The following is a 13,049-nucleotide window of genomic DNA, read 5'->3' as shown; positions in this document are numbered from 1 at the left end:
AAGCGTCTCTCCAGAGGTCGGAACAGGAATGAAAAGGAGGGGGTCAGGCCAGGCCGCGCCGGACGCTGATCCAGAGGGAGGCGGCCAGATAAAGGGTCATCAGCACCGCATAGATGTCCCAGGCGGTGATCGCGGGCGCGGCGCCCAGACGCTCGGCGGCGGCCCACAGGAACAGCACCAGTTGACCCGCGAAGAAGGTGACGGCGGCGGTCTCCATCACCACGCGGCGCAGCAGTTCGTCCGCCTGGCGATAGACGCGCACATTCATCACCGTGTGCAGCGCCACCAGCAGGGCCAGCGCCCCGACGCCCAGCACGGGACTGACGCCCGCCAGGCTGAACCCGATCGGCAAGGCCAGGAGGACGCCGGAGAAGCCCATGACCGCCGCCTGGAACCGCGCGACCGCCGTCTCTTCGGCCGAGGCGTCGCCTTCCAGATCATACATCCGGCCCAGCCGCCTGGCGTCCAGGCTGACGTAAAGCGCCCAAAGCGACCCCAGGACCAGGGCGGCCCCGACCACCAGGGCCAGCGCGTCCGACCAGCGTATGGCCTTGCCCGTCAGGCCCAACCCGCCTGGCGCGACCTTGGCCAACCAGCCGCCGACGCCGTATCCGACCATCCCGAACAGGGCGCCAAAGGCCAGGGCGCGCACCCAGCGGGGCCACGACGACGGAGAAAGGGACACAGACTTCATTTCGCCGGCTCCTGCGCGTCCGAAAAGATGGATTCGATGGGTTGGCCGAAGACGCGGGCGATCTTGAAGGCCAGCGGCAGGGACGGGTCGTAACGACCGGTTTCCAGCGCATTTACGGTCTGGCGCGATACGCCCAGCTGTTCGGCCAGCTGCGCCTGGCTCCAGTCACGCTCGGCGCGCAGGACCTTGAGACGGTTGTTCATGGTTCAGCCCCGCATCCGCGCCAGCCACCACCAGCCCCAGGCCAGGGTGTAGCCGGCCAGCTGGAACAGCAGGATGCTCATCATTCCGCCCACGATCAGGTCGCCGGGGCTGGCGTCTGCCGTCACGAACCGGCCGAGGTCGACATTGCGGGTCGTCACGGTCAACACGAGCGCGAGGCCCACGGCCATCCCCGCGCTGCCGCCCCAATACCAGGCCCATTTGTGCGCCTCGCGGGCGGCCTCGTCGAGGCGGCGCAACCACCAGATCGTAACGACAAGAACGGCAGTCATGACGGCGACGAGAAAGACGCCCGATCCGACCAGGCCGCCGACGCCCGGTCGATCCGACAGGAAGGCCGAGCCGATCCCGCCGATCAGCCCCAGGATGAACAGCACGACGATCATGCCGACGAGACCGGCCGCGCCGAGGGGTTTGACGGATTTCATGAAGGCTCGCCGCTGGCTGAATGCTTAGACAAGCGTCTTTTACATCAGCCTTTCGCGATGTCAAACACCCTTTCCAGCAATGGACGGCGGATCAGTCGTTGGGCGAGGCGGCGATCAGCTCGGGACGGCTCAGGACGCGCGGCGCGGTCTCGACCGGCGTCAGATCGGGCAGGGTCTTGCCCTCGTGGTCGACCTGCAGGTCCTCGAACCGTCTGGCCGAGACCATGACCTGGCTCTCCAGCGAGCCGACGAACTGATTGTATTTGCCGACCGCCTGATCCAGCGCCCGACCGACGGCCGAGGCGTGGCCGCCCATGACGGACAGCCGCTTGTAAAGCTCGCGCCCCAGGGCGGCGACCTTGTCGGCGTTGGCGGCCTGTTCCTCCGCCCGCCAGCCATAGGCCACGGCCTTGCACAGGGCGAACAGGGTCGAGGGGGTGGCGATGACGACGCGCGATTCCATCGCATCGGACAGCAGGTCCGGCGCATGGTCCAGCGCCGTGGCCAGGAAGCTGTCGCCGGGCACGAACAGGACCACGAAGTCCGGGCTGGGCTTGAACTGGTCCTGATAGGCCTTGGATGACAGCTGGCGGACGTGGGTCTTCAGGCTGGCGGCGGTGCGCAAACCGACGGAGCGGGCGCGCGCCTCCTCGTCGCCGTCGTCGTCCTCGAAGGCCAGGGGCACCTTGGCGTCGATCACGAACATGCCCCCGCCGGGCAGGCGCACGATGAAGTCGGGTCGGTTCTGGCGCCCCTCGTCGTCGGCGCTGGAGGTCTGTTCGGTGAAGTCGAACCGCCCGGCCATGCCGGCGGCCTCCAGCACATTGCGGCAGGTTTGTTCGCCCCAGCGGCCCCGCCGCCCGGTGTTGCCGCGCAGGGCCTCGGTCAGTTTGCGCGCCTCGTCGCGCGTGGCGGACGAAGCCGCCATCAGGGCCGCCAGTTGTTCGCGCAAGCCCCCCGTCTCTTCCGAGCGGGTCTTTTCCAGCGCGGCGACATGCTCCTGGAACCTGGTCAGGGTGTCGGAGACGGGTTTCAGCTGGGCGGCCATCCGTTCGCGGGCCAGCAGGTCCTGGGCGCGGAAGGTCTCGGTGGCGCGGCTGACCATCTGGTCGGCGACGACCTGGGCCGACTGGGCGGCCTGGGCCTTGAGCAGTTCGGCCATGGTGACGCGGCTGTCCTCGACCGCCTCCACCCGCGCCTCGGCCGCCGCCAGTTCGCCGCGCGTCCTCTGCCAGCCCATGAAGGCCCACAGGAAGCCGCCCGCAAAGGCGGCGGCGACGAGGGCGAGAACGACGACGATCATGTTCATGCTCCGTTCCTAGCGAGAGTCGCCGGCGATGAGAAGCGGCGGCGCTCTCGCCCGCGCCGGCGGATCGGCGGCCGGACGTCGCGGTCAGGAACGTAGCCGTTCGCATCACGTTGGTTTGATTGAAATCGGAGGAGGATCCCCATGAACCCGCAAGAACCCGCCCGCCACGACAAGGCCGCCGACGCCGTTCATCAAGGCCAGCCGGTCGACGCCGAATACGTCCGGGCAGGCAAGAAGAACCCGCGCATCCTGGTGCTGCTGGTCGCATCCACCCTGGCGGCGGCGGTGCTGCTGCTGGGCTTCTGGTTCGTGTCGAACGGCGCCTTCGATTCCCAGAACCCGACCACCGGCGAACAGGCGGCGGACGCCCGCGCCTTCGACGGCGACAGCCAGACGCCGCCCGCCGCCGACGCCCCGACCGATTCCACGGGCCGCGCCCAATCCGTTCCGACCGGCGAGGCGCCCAACGTCAACGCCCCGACCCAGCCTTCGCACTAAGGCCGATCAGGTCGGGCGGCGGGCCTTCAGGGCCTGGACGATGGTGCCGTCGTCCAGCCAGTCCAGTTCGCCCCCGACCGGCACCCCGCGCGCCAGGGAGGTGACCTCCACCTCCGGGCCGGCGATGCGCTCGGCCACATAGTGGGCCGTGGTTTGGCCATCGACGGTGGCCGGAAGGGCCAGCACGACCTCTCGAACGCCGCCGCCCCTCACCCTCCCGACCAGTTCGGTGATCCGCAGATGCTCCGGCCCCACCCCGTCCAGCGCGGACAACAGGCCGCCCAGCACGTGATATTTGCCACGAAAGGCGCCGGACCGCTCCATCGCCCATAGGGCGCCCGCCTCCTCGACCACACAGATCAGGCCGTTGTCGCGGGCGCCGTCCGAACAGATGGCGCAGGGGTCGCGGGTGTCGGGCGCGCCGCACACCGAACAGGACACCACCTTCTCCGCCGTCTCGGCCAGAGACGCCGCCAGCGGGACCAGCAGCTGCTCGCGCCGCTTCAGCAGCGCCAGGGCCGCACGCCGGGCGGAGCGCGGCCCCAGGCCCGGCAGCTTGGCCAGAAGCGAGATGAGCCGTTCGATCTCCGGCCCGGCGGAAGCGGCCATCAGAACAGTTTCGGCATTCCGGGAATGTTCATCCCGGCCATGGGGCCCGCGGCCTCGCGCATCAGGGCGTTGTTCTGTTCGTCCAGTTTGCGCTTGGCGTCGGCATGGGCGGCGACGATCAGATCGGCCAGGATGTCGCCTTCGCCCGGCGTCAGCAGGCTGTCGTCGATCCTGATGGCGGTGATCTCGCCCGGCCCCTTAAGGGACACGGACACCAGACCGCCGCCCGAGGAGCCGTCGGCGGCGGTTTCGGCCATCTTGGCCTGGGCGTCCTGCAGCTTTTGCTGCATCGCCTGAGCCTGCTGCATCAGTTGGGTCAGATCTTTCATGGCTCCTAGATAGGGCGAAGACGGCCGGCGCGACAGGGGTTTCGGCGGCGGATCGCAGAATCGGAAACGTTGAGGCGCCGCATTCGCGCTTGCGACCGCTCCGATCCGACTTAAATAGCACCCACATTAGTTGCTATTCTAATCAGGAAGGCATTCCATGGCCTACGACGCCACCACTTCACGCGACGCCCCGCTGTCGGACGCCGCCCTGTCGCAACTGTTCACCGAGGCGCGGACGCGCAACGGCTGGACCGACCGCCCCGTCGCGCCGGACCTGCTGCGCCGGCTGTACGAGCTGACCAAGTTCGGCCCGACGGCGGTCAACGGCTCGCCCGCCCGCTTCGTCTTCGTCACCTCGCCCGAGGCCAAGGCGCGCCTGATCCCGCTGATGAGCGAGGGCAATCGCGAGAAGACGCGCCAGGCGCCCGTCACCCTGATCATCGGCCAGGACATGGATTTCCACGACCATCTGGACGCCCTGTTCCCCCATGCGCCGGGCGCTAGCGCTTGGTTCGCCGACGAGGCCGGCCGTCGGGAGACCGCCTTCCGCAACGCCTCGCTGCAAGGCGGCTATCTGACCATCGCCGCCCGCGCCCTGGGCCTAGACGTCGGGCCGATGTCCGGCTTCGACCCGGCGGGGGTCAAGGCCGAGTTCTTCCCCGACAGCAACGTCGAGCCGAACTACATCCTCAACCTGGGCTATGGCTCGGACGAGAACCTCTTCCCCCGCTCGCCGCGCCTGTCGTTCGAGGAGGCGGCGCAGATTCTCTGAGGCGGCGATTCGTCTCGGGAAACGAAGAAGGGCGGCCCGCAGGGGCCGCCCTTTGTCGTCCTGGCGTCGCTTTCGCGATCAGTGGTTGGCCGGGGCCGGGCTGGCGGCGGCGGGCGGGGCCGCGGGCGTGGCCTGGGTCGCAGCGGGCGCGCCCTCGGCAGGCGTCGCGCCGGTCGGCTCGGTCGCGGCGGCGCCTTCGGTCACGGGGGCTTCGGCGCCGGCGGCGGGCGCGGCGGCGCCGGGCTGACGCGAGGGATCGGGGGCGGGAATGGCGAAGCCGCCCGACCCTTGGGTCCGCAGCCAGGCGATCAGATTGATGCGCGTCTGCGTATCCCGGATGCCGGCGAAGGACATCTTGGTGCCCGGCACATATTTGGCGGGCGCGGTGATGAAGCTGTTGATCTGGTCGTAGCCCCAGGTCGGCGCCTCGCCCTTGTGCTTGGTCATGGCGTCGGAATAGGCGAAGCCTGGGCGGTGTTCGACCGGACCGCCGACCACGCCCCACAGGTTCGGACCGATCTTGTCGGCGCCGCCCTGATGCGCGTCGTGACAGGCCTGGCAGCGCGCGAAGGCGGCCTCGCCGGCGGCGAGATCGGCGGCCGGCAGGACCGTGCCCCAGTCCGGCGCCAGTTCGGGCGCTTCACCGCCTGCGGCCTCTTCCGGCGCATCGACGAAATAGCCCATCTTTTCCGGCGGCGCGGAATGATAGACCAGGCCCGAGGCCTGCTGGACCACCAGGATGACGAAGGCCGTCCCCAGGGCCGCGCCGAAAATCTTGTTCCACTTCAGATCGCCGCTCATGCGCCCCGTCGCTCCCCTCTGCCGCTTCCAGGCCGTTGAACCGCCCGGTCATAGTCTTGCCTTGGGCTGTCTGGCACGCTAGCGCGACCTTCGCAACCGGCCCGGCAGGCGCCGGCCCCGCAAGGCGCCAGGGAAGCCGATGAATCCTTTGATAATGATACCCGCTCGCATGGCGGCGACCCGTTTGCCGAACAAGCCGCTGGCCCTGATCGGCGGCGTGCCCATGATCGTGCGCGCCTATCGCCAGGCCGAGGCCTCGGGCCTGCCGGTCGCGGTCGCGGCCGGCGATCCCGAGATCGTCGAGGCGATCGAGGCCGAGGGCGGGCGCGCCATTCTGACCGACCCGGCCCTGCCCAGCGGATCGGACCGCATCCGCGCCGCCGTGGACGCCATCGACCCCGAAGGCGATTTTGACGCGGTGATCAACGTCCAGGGCGACATGCCGTTCGCCAGCCCCGGCCTGGCCACCGCCTGCGCGGCCATCCTGCACGGCGAGCCGACCTGCGACATCGCCACCCTGGTCGCCGCCGAAGCCGAGGCGTCCGACCGCGCCAACCCCGACGTGGTCAAGGCGGTGCTGGCGTTGGGCGAGGGCGAGCGTCAGGGCCGCGCCCTGTATTTCACCCGCTCCACCCTGTATGGCGATGCGCCGGTGTGGCGCCATATCGGCGTCTATGGTTATCGCCGCGAGGCCCTGAACCGCTTCTGCGCCGCGCCCCAGTCGCCGCTGGAAAAGCGCGAAAAGCTGGAGCAGCTGCGCGCCCTGGAGATGGGGATGCAGATCTGGGCCGCCGTCATCGACGAAGCCCCCCTGTCGGTCGACAATCCGGCGGACCTGGAGGCGGCGCGGGCGCTGGTCTAGGTTCAATCGACATTCAGTCAATCGGATTATCAGATCGTCATTCCGGGGCTGAGCGAAGCGAAGAACCCGGAACCCAGGGCTAAGGTCGCGCCGCTGAACGCATCCGACGCCGGACGCGCGCCCCCGGGTTCCGGGTTCGTCCTTCGGACGCCCCGAAATGACGATTTGAAGTTGAATGTCGATTAGCCTTAGCGGCGGTTGTTGGACTTTGAAAAAAACAGTCCAACGAGTCCAACTCTAGCTTTCGGCCATTGTTATTGCTGGCGAATTTTCGAAAACCGACTTGGACTGTCCAAGTCGGCGATCCTGGTGCGCCATCACGATGTCAAAGACCCGGCGGCGATTATAGGCCGGATCGAACCCCTGTATGGCAAAGGGTCGATGCGAGGCCGCAAGCCTTTGAAACGGCGTGGGTTCGTTTTCGAAATTAGGATGGGGACGGTGTTTCTCCCTCCCCCGGCGGGGAGGGTGGCCGAGCGGAGCGAGGTCGGGTGGGGGCGGCAGGGCGACGGCCCAACCTGCCCCCCTCAAGCAGGTGCGGCCCCGTCGGCCGCCCCCACCCGGTCGCTGCGCGACCACCCTCCCCGATACGGGGAGGGAGACGATCGAAGCCTATTTTTCCTCGACCCAGGCCTGGATAAGGCTGTGGGCGATGGCGAAGGGCGGGGGCGCGCTGATGGTCGGATGGTCCCCGGCCAGCACCGCCCGGGCCTCGGCGCGCGTCAGCCAGGCGACCGATTCCAGCTCGGTCTGGTCGGGCCGGGCCTGATCGTCGGACACCTGGGCCAAGAGGCCGATCATCAGCTGGGACGGAAAGGGCCAGGGCTGGCTGGAGTGGTAGGTCGCCGCGACCACGGTCAACCCCGCCTCCTCCTTCACCTCGCGGGCGCAGGCCTCCTCGATCGATTCGCCCGGCTCCAGAAAGCCGGCCAGCGCCGACATCCGCCCCGGCGCCCAGGCCGCCTGACGCCCCAAAAGGCAGATCGGCTCGGCCCCGCCGGTGTAGATCGGCAGCATGATGGTGACGGGATCGACGCGGGGGAAATGCTCGGTCCCGCAGGCCGGGCAGCGCCGTTTCCAGCCGCCCGAGGCCGTCTCGCACAGGGCGCCGCAGTTGGCGCAGAAGCCGTGTTTGCGCCGCCAGTCGAACAGGCTTTTCGCCCCGCCCGCCATGGCCGCATCCGACGCCGGCAACAGGGCGGCGGCCGAGCGCATGTCGTGAAAGACGCCTAAGCCCCCGACCGGCCCGTCGGCGGGGTCGATGGAGCCCTCGAACTCGATGGCGAAGACCGGCTCGTCCTTCCACAGGCCCAGAAAGACCTCGCGGTCGCGCACCAGGGTCCGCGCGTGTTTCATCGACAGCCAGACCAGACGCGGCCCCTGATCCGTCTCCTCGATCAGCGGCCGCCCCTCCCACAGCACCAGGGCCTGGGCGTAGGGCTTGTCCGCCTGTTCGGCCAGCCAGTCGGGGTCGTTCCTGAGATCGCCGGCCCGGTCGAGCGGATTGCCGGCGAAGATGTTCTGATGGGCCATGCGTCCTTGTAGCTCTTGATTCCAACCGTCGCACCCGTCATATCCCCAATCGGAGATCGCGGGCGAAGGCTTCGCCAATCTGGTCAGGGCCGGAAGGCAGCAGCCACAACGAATTCCCCTTCGGGTCGCGGTCTCCACCCTTCATTCTTTTTTGCGCTAACGCTCGCGACGCGGTCGCTCGCTGCTTGAGCGCGTTTTTGCGCTAACGCGCGCGACGCGGTCGCTCGCTGCTTGAGCGTGTGTTTGCGCGAACGCTCGCCGCGCGGCGGCTATCCCGCCATCTCGGTCATTGTCGGCAACGGCTGACTATGAGACTGTCGTTATATGAAGTGGCTGTGGCTCATTGCGATGCTGCCCCTGTGCGCCTGTGGATCGGCGCCGACGGAGCCGCGCCCGCTGCTGACTGAGATTCGCATGCCCCCTGGGATGGGGTGCGACTTCGGCATTTCGCCATCCGACGCGGCTGAGATTGGCCTTAACGCGGACGGAACGGTCGAAGTCGCCACCTGGTCTGGCGGGCAAGCGCTTCTGGATTCAAGGATCGAGATTGGCCGAAGCCTTTATGCCCTCGGCGTTGACGTCGAACATCCGATCTATGTGCGGGCGGATAAGGCCGCGCGTTATCGGGACGTTGAAATGATCATGCGGGATCTGTCGATGCGAGGGTATTCGCGCATACGATTAAGGAACACGCCGATTTAGGCTCTCCCTTGATCGACGCAGATCGGCTTCATTTTTTTTAATGAGCGGCTGGCTTCGCCCCGCCCCCTTGCCGCTGTAAGACTTCATCCATGACGGACAGCGACACCAACATGGACGGCCCGCCCTGGGATGAGGACGAGGTCGTGGAGCGCGACGAGAACACCGACGACATGTTCGGCGCGCCCGCTGAGCCGGTCGCGGCGGCCGTTGCTGCGCCTGTCGCGGCCAAGCCGGCTCCGTCCGAGGTCGAGGCCCATGTCGACGGCGCCGCCGCCTATCAGGTGCTGGCGCGCAAATATCGGCCGCGCACCTTCGAGGATCTGATCGGGCAGGAGGCGATGGTTCGCACCCTGACCAACGCCTTCGCCACGGGGCGGATCGCCCACGCCTTCATGCTGACCGGGGTGCGGGGGGTCGGCAAGACGACGACCGCGCGTCTGTTGGCGCGAGCGCTGAACAACGAAACCGACAGCATCGACAAGCCGTCGCTGGCCCTGACCGCCCACGGTCGGCACGACGCGGCCATCATGGCCGGCCAGCACATGGACGTGATGGAGATGGACGCGGCGTCGCACACCGGCGTCAACGACATCCGCGACATCCTGGAAAGCGTCCGCTATGCGCCGGTCGAGGCGCGCTACAAGGTCTATGTGCTGGACGAGGTGCATATGCTGTCGACGCAGGCGTTCAACGCCCTGCTGAAGACGCTGGAGGAGCCGCCGCCCCACGCCAAATTCATCTTCGCCACCACCGAGATCCGCAAGGTGCCGGTGACGATCCTGAGCCGGTGCCAGCGGTTCGACCTGCGTCGGGTCGAGCCGGAAATCCTGGTCGAACACCTGGGCCGGATCGCCGACCGCGAAGGCATGAAGATCGAGGCCGACGCCCTGGCCCTGATCTCGCGCGCGGCCGAGGGGTCGGTGCGCGACGGCCTGTCGCTGCTGGATCAGGCCCTGGTCCAGGCCGAGCGCGGCCAGATGGTCAAGACCGACACGGTGCGCGACATGCTGGGGCTGGCCGACCGGACCCAGACCATCGCCCTGTTCGAAAGCGTCATGGCCGGCCGCACGCCCGAGGCGCTGGAGACGTTCCGCACCCTGTATGGCTTCGGCGCCGATCCGGTGCAGGTGACCAACGACCTCTTGGAGCATTGCCACGCGGCGTCCGTCGCCAAGATGCTGGGTCCGAACGCCACCCGCCTGCCCAATGATCAGGCGCAGAAGTTGGCGGCCCTGGGCGCGGCCATTCCGGCGGCGACCCTGTCTCGCACCTGGCAGATGCTGCTGAAGGCGCTGGACGAGGTGCGGCGCGCGCCCAATCCGGCCGATGCGGTGGAAATGGCCATCGTGCGCCTGGCCTACGCGGCCGACCTGCCCGGACCGGAAGAGGCGCTGAAGCGGTTGCAGTCCGGCGAACCGCTGGGCGGGGGCGCCGGCCCGCGCGGCGGCGGCGGAGGCGGCGGCGGCGGAAGCTCGGCGCAGCTGGCGGCGCGGCCGGTCATGGCCCCGGCCCTGCCCGATCCGCAGAGCTTCGAACAGGTGGTCGCGCTGATCGGACAGAAGCGCGAGGTCGGGTTGCAGATGGACGTGGAGCGGTTCGTCAAGCCGGTCTCGTTCAAGCCCGGCGCCATCGTCTATGAGAGCGTGCAGGGCGCGCCGGTCGAACTGGCGCGCAAACTGGCCGCCCGCCTGCGCGAATGGACCGGCCGCACCTGGCTGATCGCCGCCAACGGCCAGGGCGGCGCCGAGACGGTCATCGAACTGCAGAAGAAGGAACGCGCCACAGCGCGGGCCGAGGTCGAGGCCAATCCGTTCGTCCAAGCCGTCATGCTGGCCTTCCCCGGCGCCAAGCTGGGCGAGATCCGCACCATCGCCCCCACCGTCGTCACCCCGGAAATCCCCGATGCGTCCGAGGACGACGACGAGGACTGAGGTCGTTTCGGTCAAGTCGATAGCCGGTCGATAGTCGTCATTCCGGGGGCGTCCGAAGGACGAACCCGGAACCCAGGAGGCGTCATCGCGCGTCGAAGGGTTCTAACAGCCCGCGTGTGGCCCTGGCTTCCGGGTTCTTCGCCACGCTCAGCCCCGGAATGACGAGCCGGAAAGCTGATCAACCGAATGGCGCCCCGCCCCTACCGCGGCGCGCGTTTGGCCAGGATGCGTTGCAGGGTGCGGCGGTGCATGCCCAGGCGCCGGGCGGTTTCCGAGACGTTGTGGTCGCACAGCTCGTAGACGCGCTGGATATGCTCCCAGCGGACGCGGTCGGCGCTCATGGGGTTTTCGGGCGGTTCGGGCGCCTCGCCGGTGGCCAGGAGGGCCTTGACCACGTCGTCGGCGTCGGCGGGCTTGGACAGATAGTCGACGGCGCCGGCCTTGACCGCCGCGACCGCCGTGGCGATGGCGCCGTAGCCGGTCAGCATGACGATGCGGGCGTCCTGGCGCTTTTCGCGCACCGCCTCGACGATCTTCAGCCCGTTGCCGTCCTCCAGCCGCATGTCCAGCACGGCGAAGGCGGGGGCCTTGTCGCGCAGGGCCTGGGTCGCCTCGGCGACGGATTCGGCGGTCGTCACCTGAAAGCCGCGCGCCTCCAGCGCCCGTCCCATGCGGGTGCGCAGGGCCTGGTCGTCGTCCAGCAGCAACAGGGACTTGTCGGGCAGGGCGGCGATGCGGGTTTCGAGTTCGGACATTGTCTTGGTTTCTCCTGCCCCTTCAAGTCGGGAGCGGTAGCGCGCGGGTCAAGGTCAAGGTTCCGCCTGCGACGCTTCGACCCAGCGGGGTCACGCCGCGACTTCCAGGGCGGGCCGGGCCCAGCGCACGGCGACGCGCGCGCCGCGCGGGACCACCTTGGCCTCGGGCGCGGCGCCCGGCTGAGGCAGGCCCTGGCCCACGCTGACCGATCCGCCGGTGCGTTCCAGAAGGGTGCGGGCGATGAAGAAGCCCAGGCCCATGCCGCCCTGGCTGGGGGCGATGGGGGCGTCGACGGTCGCGCGGCGTTTGGACGGCCGGGCGGCGGCGGCGATCTGGGCGGCCAGGGCCTGGCGCGCCTTGCCCTGGGGCCGGCTGGTCACATAGGGCTCGCCCAAACGCGGCAGGATGTCGCCGGAGAAGCCCGGCCCGTCGTCCAGGATGTCGATCTCGATCCAGCCGGCGTCGACCACCGCCTGGACCCGCACGGTGGCGGCGGCGAAATCGGCGGCGTTCTCGACCAGGGTGGACAGGCCGTGGATCACCTCGGGCAGGCGACGCACGCGCGGGGCGGGCTGGCCGGGCGGGGTCTTGACCAGGACGTCGAACGCCAGGTCGAAGCCCCGGTGCGGCTCCACCACCTCTTCCAGCAGGGCCTTCAGCGACACGTCGGCGTAGAGGGCGTCGTCGCCCTCGGGCTGTTGCGACAGCTGGGTCAGTATGCCCCGGCAGCGTTCGGCCTGTTGCAGGATCAGGGCGGCGTCCTCGGCCGCGTCGCTGTCGGGGGCCGAGGCGCGCTGCAGCTCCTTGGCCACGACCTGGATGGTGGCCAGGGGCGTGCCCAGTTCATGCGCCGCCGCCGCCGCCAGACCGCCCAGCGCCGCCAGCCGCTGTTCGCGTTGCAGCACGTCCTGGGTCGTGGCCAGGGCCAGCTCCAGCTTTTCCGCATCGGCCGCCACCCGCCAGGCGTAGCCGGCGGTGAAGACCACCCCCGTCACCAGGGCCATGGCCATGCCCAGCCGGTAGAGCAGCGGCAGGTGGAAATCCTCGTAGGGGCGCCACGGCAGCGGCTCGGACCAGAAGAACAGGATGCCGACCGCCACCAGGGCCAGCACGCCCAGCACCAGGGCCTGGCGCGCCGGCAGGGCCGCCGCCGCAATGGTCACGGGCGCGACCAGCAACAGGCAGAAGGGGTTCTCCAGCCCGCCGGTCAGGGCCAGCAGCACGCCCAGCTGGAAGATGTCGAAGCCCAGATGGATCGCGGTCTGGCGGCCGTCGGGCAGGCTGGCCTCCAGGCGGCGCACACGCGCCATGGCGCCCACGTTCACCGCCGCGCTGATGGCGATCACGATCAGGCAGGGCCACAGCGGCAGGGGGAAGTGCAACACCTGGTGCGCGGTCAGGATCGCCGCGCTCTGACCCAGGATGGTCAGCCAGCGCAGCACGATCAGCGTTCTGAGCGAAAAACCCCGGCCCCGTCGCGGCGCGTCGCGCCAGCCGTCCAGCGGATCGGACGGCAAGGCATGGGGCGATGGCGCGCCATGCGGCGCAATGCGGGCTTCTGTCGAGGTCACGCGACTTCTATAGACCGACCAGAACCATTTCG

The 13,049-nt window shown here is 69.0% G+C and carries 15 protein-coding genes and 1 other RNA gene; 6 read left to right on the top strand and 10 right to left on the bottom strand.

All coding sequences use genetic code 11. The annotated features are described in order from the left end of the window. Positions 1-43: 43 nt before the first annotated feature. The 4 genes from B3Z70_RS07335 to B3Z70_RS07320 all read right to left on the bottom strand — a co-directional run bounded on the left by B3Z70_RS07335 (position 44) and on the right by B3Z70_RS07320 (position 2,653). Entirely contained in the window at positions 44-694 is a 651-nt protein-coding gene (locus B3Z70_RS07335; protein WP_292020005.1) for a hypothetical protein, read from the bottom strand. Next, the gene (locus B3Z70_RS07330) at positions 691-897 is read right to left on the bottom strand and encodes a helix-turn-helix transcriptional regulator (protein ID WP_292020007.1); all 207 of its coding nucleotides are present in this window, start codon (positions 895-897) and stop codon (positions 691-693) included. Before B3Z70_RS07330 ends, B3Z70_RS07335 begins: the two co-directional genes overlap by 4 nt. A gap of 3 nt (positions 898-900) precedes the next feature. Beyond that, positions 901-1,344 carry a hypothetical protein gene (locus tag B3Z70_RS07325; protein ID WP_292020009.1) on the bottom strand — a complete coding sequence of 148 codons (444 nt, stop codon included), beginning with the start codon at positions 1,342-1,344 and terminating at the stop codon, positions 901-903. 91 nt (positions 1,345-1,435) lie between these two features. Continuing rightward, positions 1,436-2,653 (bottom strand): DNA recombination protein RmuC, encoded by a 1,218-nt coding sequence (locus B3Z70_RS07320; RefSeq protein ID WP_292020011.1) that lies wholly within the window; start codon positions 2,651-2,653, stop codon positions 1,436-1,438. Positions 2,654-2,794: 141 nt separating this feature from the next. Between B3Z70_RS07320 and B3Z70_RS07315 the strand changes: the two genes are divergently transcribed. After that, entirely contained in the window at positions 2,795-3,151 is a 357-nt protein-coding gene (locus B3Z70_RS07315) for a hypothetical protein (RefSeq protein WP_292045251.1), read from the top strand. A gap of 6 nt (positions 3,152-3,157) precedes the next feature. Here B3Z70_RS07315 and recR read toward each other — a convergent pair whose 3' ends face one another. Both recR and B3Z70_RS07305 read right to left on the bottom strand, forming a co-directional pair. Beyond that, positions 3,158-3,760: a recombination mediator RecR gene (recR, locus tag B3Z70_RS07310; RefSeq protein ID WP_292020015.1), complete on the bottom strand. Its 603-nt coding sequence runs from the start codon at positions 3,758-3,760 to the stop codon at positions 3,158-3,160. Further along, positions 3,760-4,089: a YbaB/EbfC family nucleoid-associated protein gene (locus tag B3Z70_RS07305; protein ID WP_292020017.1), complete on the bottom strand. Its 330-nt coding sequence runs from the start codon at positions 4,087-4,089 to the stop codon at positions 3,760-3,762. The genes recR and B3Z70_RS07305 overlap by 1 nt, the downstream gene beginning before the upstream one ends. Before the next feature lie 157 nt (positions 4,090-4,246). On the opposite strand from B3Z70_RS07305, the gene B3Z70_RS07300 reads away from it, so the two are divergent. Next, positions 4,247-4,861 (top strand): malonic semialdehyde reductase, encoded by a 615-nt coding sequence (locus B3Z70_RS07300; RefSeq protein ID WP_292020019.1) that lies wholly within the window; start codon positions 4,247-4,249, stop codon positions 4,859-4,861. A 78-nt stretch (positions 4,862-4,939) separates the two neighbouring features. Here the strand turns inward: B3Z70_RS07300 and B3Z70_RS07295 are convergent, their stop codons facing one another. Continuing rightward, positions 4,940-5,662: a c-type cytochrome gene (locus B3Z70_RS07295; RefSeq protein ID WP_292045248.1), complete on the bottom strand. Its 723-nt coding sequence runs from the start codon at positions 5,660-5,662 to the stop codon at positions 4,940-4,942. A gap of 139 nt (positions 5,663-5,801) precedes the next feature. Here B3Z70_RS07295 and B3Z70_RS07290 point away from each other — a divergent pair, with 139 nt between their 5' ends. Then, positions 5,802-6,524: a 3-deoxy-manno-octulosonate cytidylyltransferase gene (locus B3Z70_RS07290; RefSeq protein WP_292022859.1), complete on the top strand. Its 723-nt coding sequence runs from the start codon at positions 5,802-5,804 to the stop codon at positions 6,522-6,524. A gap of 612 nt (positions 6,525-7,136) precedes the next feature. Here the strand turns inward: B3Z70_RS07290 and nudC are convergent. After that, entirely contained in the window at positions 7,137-8,057 is a 921-nt protein-coding gene (gene nudC, locus B3Z70_RS07285) for an NAD(+) diphosphatase (RefSeq protein ID WP_292022857.1), read from the bottom strand. Between the two features lie 48 nt (positions 8,058-8,105). Between nudC and ffs the strand changes: the two genes are divergently transcribed. The 3 genes from ffs (at position 8,106) to B3Z70_RS07270 (ending at position 10,690) form a co-directional block, all read left to right on the top strand. Continuing rightward, positions 8,106-8,199, top strand: an RNA gene (ffs, locus tag B3Z70_RS07280) — signal recognition particle sRNA small type. A 182-nt stretch (positions 8,200-8,381) separates the two neighbouring features. After that, positions 8,382-8,759 carry a hypothetical protein gene (locus tag B3Z70_RS07275; protein ID WP_292022855.1) on the top strand — a complete coding sequence of 126 codons (378 nt, stop codon included), beginning with the start codon at positions 8,382-8,384 and terminating at the stop codon, positions 8,757-8,759. An 89-nt stretch (positions 8,760-8,848) separates the two neighbouring features. Then, entirely contained in the window at positions 8,849-10,690 is a 1,842-nt protein-coding gene (locus B3Z70_RS07270; RefSeq protein ID WP_292045246.1) for a DNA polymerase III subunit gamma/tau, read from the top strand. Positions 10,691-10,890: 200 nt separating this feature from the next. Here the strand turns inward: B3Z70_RS07270 and B3Z70_RS07265 are convergent, their stop codons facing one another. Further along, positions 10,891-11,445, bottom strand: coding sequence for an ActR/PrrA/RegA family redox response regulator transcription factor (locus tag B3Z70_RS07265; RefSeq protein ID WP_248119338.1), 555 nt, complete (start codon positions 11,443-11,445; stop codon positions 10,891-10,893). Between the two features lie 90 nt (positions 11,446-11,535). Then, complete coding sequence (locus B3Z70_RS07260; protein ID WP_292045243.1) at positions 11,536-13,017, bottom strand: ActS/PrrB/RegB family redox-sensitive histidine kinase; 1,482 nt, start codon at positions 13,015-13,017, stop codon at positions 11,536-11,538. Positions 13,018-13,049: the final 32 nt, after the last annotated feature.

Origin of the sequence: Brevundimonas sp. UBA6550 (genome assembly GCF_002434505.1) — a bacterium.
GTDB lineage: Bacteria > Pseudomonadota > Alphaproteobacteria > Caulobacterales > Caulobacteraceae > Brevundimonas.
The sequence above is the reverse complement of the archived record's forward strand: the minus strand, read 5'-3'. Positions and strand labels throughout refer to the sequence as shown.